Origin of the sequence: Burkholderia sp. BCC0398 (assembly GCF_902833245.1) — a bacterium.
Classification (GTDB): domain Bacteria; phylum Pseudomonadota; class Gammaproteobacteria; order Burkholderiales; family Burkholderiaceae; genus Burkholderia; species Burkholderia sola.
Window position 1 is genome coordinate 84,341 of the sequence record NZ_CADFEM010000007.1, and the last position, 12,020, is coordinate 96,360.

General features: G+C 69.5%; 10 protein-coding genes. 4 read left to right on the forward strand and 6 right to left on the reverse strand.

Going from position 1 to position 12,020, the window contains the following annotated elements:
• Nucleotides 1-25: 25 nt before the first annotated feature.
• A complete protein-coding gene (locus HWX76_RS16955) occupies nucleotides 26-4,066 on the reverse strand; it encodes a translocation/assembly module TamB domain-containing protein (protein ID WP_176016073.1) in 4,041 nt (1,346 codons plus the stop codon).
• A 39-nt stretch (nucleotides 4,067-4,105) separates the two neighbouring features.
• Nucleotides 4,106-5,920 carry an autotransporter assembly complex family protein gene (locus HWX76_RS16960; protein ID WP_050012051.1) on the reverse strand — a complete coding sequence of 605 codons (1,815 nt, stop codon included), beginning with the start codon at nucleotides 5,918-5,920 and terminating at the stop codon, nucleotides 4,106-4,108.
• Nucleotides 5,921-6,169: 249 nt separating this feature from the next.
• On the opposite strand from HWX76_RS16960, the gene HWX76_RS16965 reads away from it, so the two are divergent.
• From HWX76_RS16965 to panD, 4 genes are all read left to right on the forward strand, one after another.
• Entirely contained in the window at nucleotides 6,170-6,358 is a 189-nt protein-coding gene (locus HWX76_RS16965) for a DUF3460 family protein (protein WP_006478107.1), read from the forward strand.
• 4 nt (nucleotides 6,359-6,362) lie between these two features.
• On the forward strand, nucleotides 6,363-7,235 hold the full coding sequence (locus HWX76_RS16970) for a ScpA family protein (RefSeq protein ID WP_021164248.1): 873 nt from the start codon (nucleotides 6,363-6,365) through the stop codon (nucleotides 7,233-7,235).
• A gap of 259 nt (nucleotides 7,236-7,494) precedes the next feature.
• Nucleotides 7,495-8,334 (forward strand): pantoate--beta-alanine ligase, encoded by an 840-nt coding sequence (gene panC, locus HWX76_RS16975; protein WP_089488927.1) that lies wholly within the window; start codon nucleotides 7,495-7,497, stop codon nucleotides 8,332-8,334.
• A gap of 43 nt (nucleotides 8,335-8,377) precedes the next feature.
• Nucleotides 8,378-8,764, forward strand: a complete 387-nt coding sequence (panD, locus tag HWX76_RS16980) for an aspartate 1-decarboxylase (protein ID WP_006484038.1) — start codon at nucleotides 8,378-8,380, stop codon at nucleotides 8,762-8,764.
• Between the two features lie 132 nt (nucleotides 8,765-8,896).
• Here panD and HWX76_RS16985 read toward each other — a convergent pair whose 3' ends face one another.
• The 4 genes from HWX76_RS16985 to HWX76_RS17000 form a co-directional block, all read right to left on the reverse strand.
• On the reverse strand, nucleotides 8,897-9,559 hold the full coding sequence (locus HWX76_RS16985) for a ParA family protein (protein WP_050012053.1): 663 nt from the start codon (nucleotides 9,557-9,559) through the stop codon (nucleotides 8,897-8,899).
• Nucleotides 9,560-9,705: 146 nt separating this feature from the next.
• Nucleotides 9,706-10,119 carry a DoxX family protein gene (locus tag HWX76_RS16990; protein WP_050012054.1) on the reverse strand — a complete coding sequence of 138 codons (414 nt, stop codon included), beginning with the start codon at nucleotides 10,117-10,119 and terminating at the stop codon, nucleotides 9,706-9,708.
• A 152-nt stretch (nucleotides 10,120-10,271) separates the two neighbouring features.
• On the reverse strand, nucleotides 10,272-10,409 hold the full coding sequence (locus HWX76_RS16995) for a hypothetical protein (RefSeq protein ID WP_162838115.1): 138 nt from the start codon (nucleotides 10,407-10,409) through the stop codon (nucleotides 10,272-10,274).
• 82 nt (nucleotides 10,410-10,491) lie between these two features.
• The gene (locus HWX76_RS17000) at nucleotides 10,492-11,994 is read right to left on the reverse strand and encodes a cobyric acid synthase (protein WP_050012105.1); all 1,503 of its coding nucleotides are present in this window, start codon (nucleotides 11,992-11,994) and stop codon (nucleotides 10,492-10,494) included.
• Nucleotides 11,995-12,020 lie beyond the last annotated feature (26 nt).

Sequence of the window (12,020 nt, forward strand, 5' to 3'; positions counted from 1 at the left end):
CGCTGTCCGGTACGCCGGCCCTCCGTCACCGCTGCCCGAACCACCGGTCGAAGCGCCGCGTGTAGTTCAAGTCGACGCCCTGGAACGTGCCGCCGTACGCGGACACCGACCAGAAGCGCGTCAGGTTGATCGTCGCCTTGAACGCGTTGCTCGCCGATTGCAGCCCCTGCTCGAAGCCGAGCACGAACCGCTCGTTGATCGCCTTCGACACCAGCACGACCTGCGGATCGGTCAGTCCGACTTCGCTGCGGCCGACCGACACCTCGTCGAGACCGAAGGTCTGCGCGACCCGCTTGCCGGTCACGCTGCCGAGCAGCCCGAGCGCCGCCGTCATCGCCCCCTGCTGACCGACGTTGTTGCCCTGGTCGGTGCCGTGCCCGAACAGCAGCCACGACAGCTTTTCGTTGTCCGTCACGTTCGGCTCCGACACGAGCTTGACCGTCGGCGACTGGATCGTCCCCGTCACCTGCACGCCGGCCTCGACCTCCTGGTTGCGCCGCATCGCGAGGATGTTGACGCCGGGGTTCGCCACCGGGCCGTTGAACGTGAAGAAGCCGTTCTCGACCGCGAGCTTGCGGCCGAACGTCGTGTACGTCGAGCCCTCGGTCACGCGCACGTTGCCGATCGCGCGCAGCGGCACGCCCGGCGCGCTCATCACGGTGATCGTGCCGCGCAGCCCGAGATCCGCACCGTGGCCCTTGAAGCGGAAGTTGTTGCCGAGCCCGACGTCGATGTTCGCGCGCGGCGCCAGCGACGGCGCCGGCTTGTTCTCGACCGGCTTCGGCTTCGCGGCCGCGGTGCCGGTGGGCGTCTCGCCGCGCACCGTGCCGTCCGGCTGCACGATCACGACGTCGTCCGACAGATGCGGCGCCGATTGCTCGGGCAGGTCGAACAGCGCGCGATCGACGACGAACTTGCCGTCGATCGCCAGCGCGCCGCGCGGCCCGTCGTTCGCGACGGTAGCCTTGCCCGACAGCGACAGCTTGCGATCCGGCGCCGCGAACAGTTCGAGCTTGTCCGCGACGATGCTCGCGGTCAGGTCCGGCGCCTCGCCGTCGAGGCGCACGCGGCCGAGCGCGCGCAGCGTGCCGTCGCCGCCGTGAAACTCGACCTGCTGGAATTCGACGAGGTTGTCCGACAGCTTCACGCGCACGATGCCGTCCTTCAACTGCACGCCCTGGTCGATCAACGTCGCGGACAGCTCGTCGCCCGTCAGCGTCCCCGACAAGTTCGGTTTCACCGGCGTGCCGGACACCGTCAGCTTCAGCGCCGCGCGTCCGCCGAGCAGGTAGCTCGGGCCGAACAGGTTGCCGGTGGTCTTCAGCGCCGGGATGTCGGCATCGATGCGGCCCGACAGCGGACCGTCGTCGACGATGCCGAACACGCCGTCGCGCAGCGCGAACGGCACCGTGACGTTCGCGTCCAGCGTGCCGATCCGGCTCGCCTTCGCGAGCCCGGTCACGTTGAGCCGGTTGCCGGGCGCGAAGCTCGCGCGGGCGGACAGGTCGGTCAGGCCGAGCGACGCGATGCCGCGCCCGGTCTCGATCGTCACGTCGCCGCCACGACGCTTCACCTGCACGTAGCCCGTCGCGTTCGCGCCGAGCGAGAAATCCCAGTCGGCATCGAGCACGACGTCGGTGCGCATCGGCGGCCGCTGGCCGGTCAGCACCTGGCGAACCTCGAGGAAACGCGCGACCGATGCGCCGGTCACCGAACCGGCCGAGCGCATCTGGCCGCGATCGAATACGAACGATTTCAGGTCGATCGCCGCGCCTTCGAGCGTGAGCCGCGTCGCGCCGAGCGTCACGCGGCCGGCGCCGGCCGATATCGTCAGCGGCGCCTGCAGCGCAAGCGCCGGCGTGCCGCGATTCGCGAGCCGCGTGACGGTGCCGTCCCAGCGCATGCCGTCGCGGTTCTCGACCACGCCGCCGTTCGCCGCCAGCGTCAGGTCGATCACGCGGCCGCCGGCCATTCCGAGCGCCGACGCGTCGAGCGTGTGCTTCGCGCGCGTGCCGTCGAGGTTCGCGCGCAACGACTTCAGCTTGAACGAGCCGAGCGCGATGTCGGCCGCGTCGGCCGTGAACACGAGCGCGCCGTGCGCGCCGTCGCGGATGTCGGCGCGGCCCTGGGCGGTGCCGATCCGGTTCGAACCGACGACGACGTGCTCGGCCTTGTAGGCGGCTGTCACGTTCGGATGCGCGAAGCTGCCGGTCAGGTCGCCCTGCGCCTGCACGAGCCCTTCGACGCCGAAGCCGAGCCGGTCGAGCTGCGGCGCGTCGACGACGAAGCGCAGCCGGTCGCCGGGTGCGCCGAAGCTGCCGCGCAGGTCGACGTGGTTGCCGGCGATCGACAGGTTCGCGTTGCTCGGCAGAATTCGTGAGCCGGCGAGCTGCACGACGCCGGCGCCGGTCAGCGGCACGCCGTCGTACAGGCTGTCGGCGAGCTTGAAGGTCGCCTTCGTCGATACCTGCGGCGCGAACGCGCCCGACGCGGTCAGCGTGCCGGACACGCGCGTCTCGCCGCGCTTGGCCGGCGCCTTGGCCGCTTTCGCAGGCGCCTTGCCGCCCGCCTTCGGCGCGCTCATCGCGGCGAGCAGCAGCGGATCGAACGCGGTCAGTGTCGCCTTCGCGTCATAGGTCGAATGCGCGTCGTGGCGGAACACGCCCGTCAGGTCGATGCGGCCCTTGCCCGCAGTCACGCGCGTATCGGTCAGCACGGTCTGCTGCTGCGTCAGCGCGACCTTGGCCCGCGCGCCGAGCGCGAGCTTCGGGTCGTTCAGGTTGAAATCGACGGTCGTCACGTCGCCCGCGAGCGTGACGCCGAGCGGGCCGCCGAGGCGCATCGGTCGCAGCTCGGCGACGAACGCGTTCAGGTCGAGGTTCGCGACCTTCAGGTCGAAGCGGCCCTTGCCGCCCGCGAGCATGCCGCCGCCGGTCACGCTGCCGTCGCGGATCAGTTTCAGCGCGAGACCGTCGATGCGCTGCGCGTGCGCGTCGAGATGCACGCTCGCGTGCGCGTCGATCACCGGCAGCAGATGGTCGCCGAGCGTGCCGGGTTTCGCGTTGACGATCGACACCGGGCCCGTCACCGCGAAGCCCTTCGCGGGCGCCGCGCCGGCCGGCGCGCTCACCGGCGCGAGTTCCGCGCGCACCGCGAGATCGGCCGCAGGCGCGCCGGGCGACAGCGCCTGCGGGTTCACGTGGTCGAACGCGAGCGACGCACGCGTGAGCGGCACCGTGCCGAACGGCGCGGCCTCGACGTGCGCGCGCCCGTTCAGCTTCATCCCGCTCGCGGAGACGTCGGCGACGAGCGCTTCGAGCGACCCCGACACGTTCGCGCTCGCGTTGACCGGTTCATCGGCGAGTTTGCCCACGTAGGTGGCGTCGCCCGTCAGCGCGAACGGCTTCACGCCGTCGAGCTTCGCGCGCGCGGTCAGCGCGCCGTACGGCGTATCGACGCCGTCGAGCACGAGTTCATGGTGGCGGCCGTCGCTGCGGCCGTTCAGCGCGAGATGGTCGAGCTGCGTCGTCGACGTGCCTTCGTGAATGGCGAGGCGAGCGACGCGCAGGTCGTCGATCCGCACCTGCAGCGGCAGGCTCAGATTCTGCGGCGTCGTACTCGGCGTCGACGGCCCCGGCACGATCCGCACGTCGATCGTGCCGGCGCGCAGATAGGCGACGGACAGCCGCCACGGCGCGCGCGTCAGTGCCCAGCGGCCGTCGAGCCGGTCGATGCGGACCTCGGTGCCGGTGCCGTCGGGGCTGGTCCATGCGAACCCGCGCAAGCGCACGCCGGTCGCGAGCGAGCCGCCTTCGAGCGTGCCCGCGAGCCGCGTGCCCAGCACCTTGCCGGCTACCTGCCACGCGAGCCGCGTGCCGCGCTCGGTCGTCACCGCGCCCAGCACGAGCCCCGCCGCCAGCACGACGAGCAGCACGACCGTCGCGAGCGTCCACGCGACGACCCGCCACGCGCGGCCGCGGCGCGGCACGCGCGGCGGCGTGCCGGGCGCGCCGTCGGGCGAATCCGGATCGTGAGGCGGCGGCGTGTCGTTCGGGTCCTTCGTCATGCGGTTCGTCGTGCGGTCGTCGTCAATAGGGCGGCAGGTTCAGAAAGCGATGCCGAGCGTCAGGTACGGGCGCACGCTGTGGTTGCGCAACCCGTACGCGACGTCGACGTTGATCGGGCCGACCGGGCTGCGCCAGCGCGCACCGACGCCCACGCCCGGGTAGAACACGCGCTCGCCCCACGCATCGGTCGCGGTGCCGATGTCGAAGAACGTCGCGGCGCCCCAGTCGCGGTTGAACCAGTGCTGGTATTCGGCCGTCCCCGTCATCAGGTACTTGGTCGGCAAGACGGAGCCGTCGACGCTGTTGCCGATGCTCTGGTAGCCGTAACCGCGCACCGAATTCGAGCCGCCGGCGCGGAACAGCAGCGACGCCGGCACGCCGGTCGAACTGCCGCTCGTGAACACGCCGCCGAGCTCCGCGCGGAACACGAACAGGTCGCGCTTGCCGATCGGCAAATACTGCTGCCCGCGCGCGTAGCCGCGGATGAAGGTTTCGTCGGCCAGCACGTGCTTGACCGCGAAGCCGGCCTCCGCGTGAATCAGGTTGCCCGAGCGCGGAAACAGCGGATCGTCGACGTTGCGGCGGGTCCACGCCCACTGCGGCACCAGCGCGCGGCTCGTGGTCGGCCCCGCGCCGTTCTGGTCGAGCCGGTCCTGGTAGTACATCAGCGAATACGCATAATCGATGAACTGGCCGGTGCGCGTGCGCTGCACGCCGACCCGCGCGCTGTAGATGCGCGTGTCCGACACGTTGGTGTTCGTGTACGACGCGAGCACGCTGTTGGTCCAGCCCTTCTCGCCCGGCGGCATCGACAGCTGGACCTGCCCGTACTGCTGGATCTGGTCGACCCGGCCCGACACGGTCAGCGGCCACGCGGCGCCGAACGTGTCGAGATACGTATAGGAACCCTGCACGTGCGGCCCGGTGTCGGTCGCGAAGCCGACGCCGCCGCGGATGTTGTTGTACGGAAACTCGCTGACCTTCACGTGCACGGGCGTGCGATCGGGTTTCGACGTATCGTCGCCGACGTCGATCGCGACGCTCGCGTAGTACGGCGTGTTCTGCAGCTGCCGCTGCAGTTCGGTGATCCGCCGCACGTCGTAGATCTCGCCTTCCGACAGCGGATTGACGTTCGTGACGATCCTTTCCGGATAACGGCGCACGCCGTCGACGTCGACCTTGCCGATCGTGAACGTCGGACCGCTGTCGAACGCGACCGCGAGCGTCGCGCGCTGCGTGCGCGGATCGATGCGCGCCTCGGACGACGCGATCTTCGCGCCGAGATAGCGGCGCGACTGCAGTTGCCGGAGCGCCGCACCCTTCGCGTCGTCCCAGTCGGACTGCGTGAACGGGTCGCCCGGCTTCATCGAGAACGCGAACCGCGTCGCGGTCTCCTGCTTCGGATCCTCGGTTTCCACCGGCCCCTTGAACGTCAGGTCGACCGTCGACACGACGGTCTGCTTGCCCGGATCGACCGCGATGCGCACGTCGCGCTTGCCGTCGCGGGTGCGCACGTCGGTGCGCACGACCGGCGAGAAATAGCCGGCCGTCGCGGCCAGGTCGCGCACCTGCTGCGGCGTGGCGGTCACGAGGAAGTCGAACTGGTCGTCGCTGATGTCGTCGCGCTTCGCGAAGCGGGCGATGTCGAGATGCGTCTTCAGGAGCTTGCGGATCGAGCGCGGCGCGTCGATGTCGACGTCGTACTTCGCGTGGGCCGGCAGCGCGAAGCACGCGGCCAGGCAACCCGCGAGGGCCGCCCGCGCGACGCGGGCCGCGGCGTCGGCGCGATCGCGTGCCGCGCGCCGGCCCGCGTGATGCGCCGTGTGTGCTTGCTGGTTCGACTGCCCCGCCAAATATGACCTCGCCGTCCTGGTGTGTTACGGTTTCGTGGAAAACCCTGTATTTGACCACAGGGCGCCGACGTCACGGCCAAACGATTGTGAAAGAGTGCCAAGGCCGCGGCAGGGCCACCGCACGACGCCCGCCAGCGCCGGCCCGCGGATTCGACGCTCGATTGGCGCCGGCTGTTCCCCGCGATGCGGTAAAATCCCGCCATCGAGAATCCGGCGCATCGTGCGCCGCCCGAAACGGAAGATCCAGCCATGCCGTACCAGTCCGACGTCACGCAGTTCCTGAACCAGCTCAAGCAGCAGAAGCCGACGCTCGAGGAAGAGCAACGCAAGGGCCGTTCCCTGCTGTGGGACAAGCAGCCGATCGATCTCGAAGAGCGCGCCGAGCAGCAGGAATCGCGCGTGAAGCAAACGTCGTACGTCTACTACCAGAACTTCTGACGACGTGAGCGCCGCCGACGAGGCCAGCGCCGCCCGGCAGGACGACGCGATCGCCGCGCCCGCGGGCGCCGATTCGACGCCCGACACGGTCGACGGTGTCGCGGCGTTCGCTCGCCTGTACGGCGAGCCGCTGTTCAAGCTGCCGCAGGATCTGTACATCCCGCCCGACGCGCTCGAGGTGTTCCTCGAGACGTTCGAAGGCCCGCTCGACCTGCTGCTGTACCTGATCCGCAAGCAGAACTTCAACGTGCTCGACATCCCGATGGCGCAGGTCACCGCGCAATATCTGGGCTACGTCGACCAGATCCGCACGTCGAACCTCGAGCTCGCGGCCGAGTACCTGCTGATGGCCGCGATGCTGATCGAGATCAAGTCGCGGATGCTGCTGCCGGTCAAGAAGGCCGACACCGGCGAGGAAGCCGAGGATCCGCGCGCCGAACTCGTGCGCCGGCTGCTCGAGTACGAGCAGATGAAGCTCGCCGCGCAGCGGCTCGACCAGTTGCCGCAGCTTGGCCGCGATTTCCTGCGCGCCGAGGTCTACATCGAGCAGAGCGTCACGCCGCGCTTTCCCGACGTGAATTCGGACGACCTGCGCGCCGCGTGGGCCGACGTGCTCAAGCGCGCGAAGCTCGTCCAGCACCACAAGATCTCCCGCGAGGAGCTGTCGGTGCGCGAACACATGAGCCTGATCCTGCGCCGGCTGCAGAACGCGCGCTTCATGGAATTCGCCGAGCTGTTCGACACGTCGCGCGGCGTGCCGGTCGTCGTCGTGAACTTCATCGCGATGCTCGAACTCGCGCGCGAATCGCTGCTCGAGATCACGCAGGCCGAACCGTTCGCGCCGATCTACGTGCGTCTCGCTTACCTGCCCGCGTAAGGGCCGCCCCGCCGCTCCCCGTTCCCCGGTGTATCCCGACGCTCGACGCTTCGCCGCCGCGAATGGCCGTCCGGCGGGTATCCGGCACGTCCCACTATAAAGTGAACGATCGTTCTTTTATCGATGCGTCGCGCGGCCAAATCCTCTACAATCCGCCGACACCCGATGCGCCGCCCGCGCGCCGGCGTTCTCCGCTTCGACCCCGATGCCGCTGCCGCGGCGTCAACGCGCGCCTGCGCGAGGAACCCGCTACCCGATCATGAAAGTCATCAGCTCGATCCAGGAACTGCGCGACCAGCTGCGCGGACAGAACCGCACGGCGTTCGTGCCGACGATGGGCAACCTGCACGAAGGGCACCTGTCGCTGATGCGCCTCGCGCGCCAGCACGGCGACCCGGTCGTGGCGAGCATCTTCGTCAACCGGCTGCAATTCGGCCCGAACGAGGATTTCGACAAGTACCCGCGCACGCTCCAGGACGATATCGAGAAGCTGCAGCAGGAAAACGTGTACGTGCTGTTCGCGCCGACCGAGCGCGACATGTACCCTGAGCCGCAGGAATACCGCGTGCTGCCGCCGGACGATCTCGGCGGGATCCTCGAGGGCGAGTTCCGGCCCGGCTTCTTCGCCGGCGTGTGCACGGTCGTCACGAAGCTGATGTCCTGCGTGCAGCCGCGCGTCGCCGTGTTCGGCAAGAAGGACTACCAGCAGTTGATGATCGTGCGCCGGATGTGCCAGCAGCTCGCGCTGCCGGTCGACATCATCGCCGCCGAAACCGTGCGCGACGACGACGGCCTCGCGCTGTCGTCGCGCAACCGCTACCTGACGACCGACGAGCGCAACGAAGCGCCCGAACTGGCGAAAACGCTGCAGCGCGTGCGCGACAGCGTGCTCGGCGGCGAACGCGATCTCGGCAAGCTCGAGCAGCATGCGCACGCGCACCTGGCCGAACGCGGCTGGGTGCCCGACTACATCGCGATCCGCCGCCGCGCGAACCTGATCGCCCCGAGCGCAGCCGAACTCGAAGCCGGCGAACCGCTCGTCGTGCTCGCGGCCGCGAAGCTCGGCGCGACGCGCCTCATCGACAACCTGGAAATCTGACGCGCGGCCCGCCGCGCCTCTCACGACGCATCACGGAGACACCATGCAGCGCCACATGCTCAAATCGAAGATCCACCGTGCGGCGGTCACGCACTGCGAACTGCACTATGAAGGTTCGTGCGCGATCGACGAAGACCTGCTCGAAGCGGCGGGCCTCATCGAAAACGAACGGATCGACATCTGGAACATCAACAACGGCGAGCGCTTCTCGACCTACGCGATCAAGGGCGAGCGCGGCAGCGGGATGATCTCGCTGAACGGCTCGGCCGCACGCCGCGCGCAGCTCGGCGACCTCGTGATCATCGCGGCATTCGCGATGGTTGACGAAGCGGAACTGCAGGCCGGCTGGAAGCCGAAGCTCGTGTTCATCGACGAAGGCAACAAGATCAAGGGCCACCGCGATCACGTGCCGACGCAGAACTGGACGTGACCTGAGCGGGGCACGCCCGCATGCCGCGGCATGCGGTGCAGCGATGCCGCGTGCGACCGAAGGGCCGGACACCGTACGCGACGGGATCCGGCCCTTCTCATTGGATGTCGCGCCGGCCGGACGGCCGGGCGTTCAGGACGCGGCCTTGACGGCCTTCTCGGCCTTCGGCGCGCGGCGCTCGGCCCATTCGACGATCGGCCGCCACTGTTCGAGATCCTTCTCGACGCGGCTTTTCGCGACATCCCACAGCGTCAGGCCGTGCGCGGCGATCTGCACGTAGTTCTGCGTGTCGCGCACGTAGCCGAGCACCGGCAGGCCGAGCCCTTCGACGAACCGGTGCAGCTGGTCGGACGAGCGCGTGCGCGCGTCGACCCGCATCCCGACGATCCCGACCTCGACGCTGCCCTTGCGCACGGCCTTCTCGCCGGCAAGGCGTTCCAGAAACTGCTGGGTCGCGAGAATATCGAACATCGACGGCTGCAGCGGCACGATCACCTTGTCGGCCAGTTGCAGCGCGACGTTGAGCCGCGTGCCGTGCAGGCCGGCCGGCGTATCGATCACCGCGTATTCGAGGCCGCGCGGCGGCTTCGACGGCGCCTCCGGATCGAGCGCCCACGCCTCGATCGCCGGCAAGCCGGCCGGCCGCAGGTCGAGCCACGCATGCGCGGACTGCTGCCGGTCCAGGTCGGCCAGCGCGACCCATGCGCCCTGCGCCGCGAAATAGCCGGCTAGATTGGTGGACAGCGTGCTCTTGCCCACGCCGCCCTTCGGATTCGCCACCACGATGACCGTCATGAATTCCCCCGAAAAAGCCGCGCGGCGCCGGCCGCATGGCAGGCGCCGCTCGATTGCGGATACAGGGAGCGATGATATCGGCAAACGGGGGGTCACCGGAACCGGTCGCACCGAACCTGTGCCCCTTTCGTCTGCTTTCCTTCACGTCACGCGCGCTGGACCGCGGCCTCCCGCGCGCCGAGCGCGAACGCGCCGCCGCCCAGCAGGGCCTGCACGGCCAGCGTGACGGCCCAGAACGCCGGATATTCCCAGCCGCCGTGCGGCGACGAGAAGCCCCAGCCGTTCGGCAGATGCGCGGCGACCGCGCCGAGCATGAACGGCAGCAGCACCAGCGCGGCGATGCGCACGCGGAACCCCGCGAGCAGCGCGAGGCCGCCCGCCAGTTCGACGAACGTGGTCAGGTACGCGAGCCAGCCCGGCAGGCCGATCGACGTGAAAAACTGCGCGGTGCCCGGCAGCGTGAAGACGAATATTTTCTGTGCGACGTGCGCGAGGTACAGCACGCCGAGGGCGACGCGCAGCAGCGTCGCGGCGAAATCGTTCAGGCGGTTGGCGTTCATGACGGATTCCTTGGTGAGTGGATGGAATGGATCGCACTCTATTCGAATCCATTCGGCCGATAAACGCACCAGCCCGCTTAAATTACATCCATTCAGGAATGAATCGACGCAAAAAAAAGGGCATGACCGATCATGCCCTGCGTCCTTCCTGCTCAGTAACCGCTCTTGCCTTGCGTGGCGTCACCGCCGGACTGGCCGCCGCCCGGCGCATACGAATCGCAGGCATGCGCGGCCGCGGACGCGCCCAGCAGCGCCGCGAGCAGGACGCTCCACCACCATCGAGCCCTCATCGTCGCCCTCCTTCGGGCGGACCTCCGCCCTCCTCTGTTGTACGCGATCGCGCGGAAAAAGCGAGAGTCGACCGGCGCGGTTTCAACGAAACTCGGCGTACAGCGCGTCGAGGTCGAGGTGCTCGGCGAACGTGTCGGCCAGCCGCTCGAGCGACGCCTCGCGCAGCGCCGGGTAGTCGATGCGGGCCGCGCCGTCGAGCCCCGCCCACGCGAGCAGCGCCGCGCAGGCGTCGGGCGCGTCGAACAGCCCGTGCACGTAGGTCGCGAGGATCTGGCCGTCGGCCGATCTCGCGCCGTCGGGACGCATGCCGTCCTGCGCGGCATCGGCGGCCAGCGTCAGCGCGGGCGTCGCGAGCGCCGGCCCGCGCGTGTCGCCCATGTGAATCTCGTAGCCGCGCACGGCCGCCGCGCCCGGCAGCGCGAGTCGACCGGTCACGTTCTTCAGCGTCTTGTCGGGCTGCAGCGTCGTGTCGAACTCGAGCAGCCCGAGCCCTGGCACGCTGCCGGGCGCGCCTTCGAGGCCGAGCGGATCGTCGAGCGTGCCGCCGAGCATCTGCATGCCGCCGCAGATGCCGATCACCTTGCCGCCGTAGCGGAGATGGCGCCGGATCAGCGCGTCCCAGCCCGCATCGCGCAGCCACGCGAGATCGCGCTGCACGCTCTTCGAACCGGGCAGGATCAGCAGGTCGGCGTCGGGCACGGGGCCGCTCTTCCAGTACGTGAATTCGACCTGCGGATGCGCGCGCAGCGGATCGAAATCGGTGTGGTTGCTGATGCGCGGCAGCGCGGGCACGACGACGCGCAACACGCCGGCATCGCCGCGGGCGGCGGCACTGCGCGCCTGCGCGGGCAGCATGTCCTCGGCGTCGAGCAGCAGCCCGTGCAGATACGGCAGCACGCCGAACACCGGCTTGCCCGTCTGCGCGCGCAGCCAGTCGAGCCCCGGTTCGAGCAGCTTGAGGTCGCCGCGGAAACGGTTGATCACGAAGCCGCGCACGCGCGCGCGCTCGCTGTCCGACAGGCAGGCGAGCGTGCCGACCAGATGCGCGAACACGCCGCCGCGATCGATGTCGGCGACGAGCACGACCGGGCAGTCGACGCGCTCGGCAAAGCCCATGTTCGCGATGTCGCCGTCGCGCAGGTTGATCTCGGCCGGGCTGCCGGCGCCTTCGACGATCACCGTGTCGTAACCGGCGCGCAGGCGCGCATACGACTCGAGCACCGCATCGAACGCGACCGGCTTGTAGTCGTGATACGCCCGCGCGTCGAGGTTCATGCGCGCCTTGCCGTGAATGATCACCTGCGCGCCGCGGTCGCTCGTCGGCTTCAGCAGCACCGGATTGAAATCCGTATGCGGCGCGACGCCGGCGGCCAGCGCCTGCAACGCTTGCGCGCGGCCGATCTCGCCGCCGTCGACCGTCACCGCGCTGTTGAGCGCCATGTTCTGCGGCTTGAACGGCGCGACGCGCACGCCGCCGCGTCGCGCGAGGCGGCACAGGCCCGCGACGAGCGTGCTCTTGCCCGCGTCGGACGTCGTGCCCTGGATCATCAGCGTGCCGCGCGGCCGCGGCTCGGGTGCATTCATCGTGTGAAAGGTGTCGCGAAGCAAAG

Bases quoted from the DNA above. Each gene is read 5' to 3' on its own strand.
- panC (WP_089488927.1), top strand. From the start codon at position 7,495: ATGAAAGTCATCAGCTCGATCCAGGAACTGCGCGACCAGCTGCGCGGA.
- HWX76_RS16990 (WP_050012054.1), bottom strand. From the start codon at position 10,119: ATGAACGCCAACCGCCTGAACGATTTCGCCGCGACGCTGCTGCGCGTC.
- panD (WP_006484038.1), top strand. From the start codon at position 8,378: ATGCAGCGCCACATGCTCAAATCGAAGATCCACCGTGCGGCGGTCACG.
- HWX76_RS16955 (WP_176016073.1), bottom strand. From the start codon at position 4,066: ATGACGAAGGACCCGAACGACACGCCGCCGCCTCACGATCCGGATTCG.
- HWX76_RS17000 (WP_050012105.1), bottom strand. From the start codon at position 11,994: ATGAATGCACCCGAGCCGCGGCCGCGCGGCACGCTGATGATCCAGGGC.
- HWX76_RS16965 (WP_006478107.1), top strand. From the start codon at position 6,170: ATGCCGTACCAGTCCGACGTCACGCAGTTCCTGAACCAGCTCAAGCAG.
- HWX76_RS16985 (WP_050012053.1), bottom strand. From the start codon at position 9,559: ATGACGGTCATCGTGGTGGCGAATCCGAAGGGCGGCGTGGGCAAGAGC.
- HWX76_RS16995 (WP_162838115.1), bottom strand. From the start codon at position 10,409: ATGAGGGCTCGATGGTGGTGGAGCGTCCTGCTCGCGGCGCTGCTGGGC.